General features: G+C 65.8%; 1 protein-coding gene. It reads left to right on the forward strand.

The window, feature by feature from the left end; all coding sequences use genetic code 11:
* Positions 1–154: 154 nt before the first annotated feature.
* On the forward strand, positions 155–304 hold a 150-nt coding region (locus ACLBXO_RS32045), incomplete at its 3' end, for a class I SAM-dependent methyltransferase (protein WP_447687954.1).

A 304-nucleotide genomic window follows, 5' to 3' on the forward strand; every position in this document is an offset into this window, starting at 1 on the left:
GCGATGGCAAAAGTGTCACGTCTTTCGGCTCTGACTTCGAACGAGCTGCGACCCCGCGTTGCGCTGCCCTCGCCCAGCCGATAAGCCTCTCGGGGTCGTAGAGCCTCGCGCCGCGGATGTCACAGGTCGTAGGATGACGGGAACGAAACTCGCCATGGCATGCCGCGTCTGCGATGGACGCGATGACGAGCTGTTTCTCGACCTGACCGATCAGCCGCACTGCAACCGCCTGATCCCGCCGGAACTCGCGGACCGCCGCGAGCCGCATTTTCCCCTGCGCGCCGGCTTCTGCCGCGACTGCACG

This window comes from Methylobacterium sp. C33D, assembly GCF_053345825.1.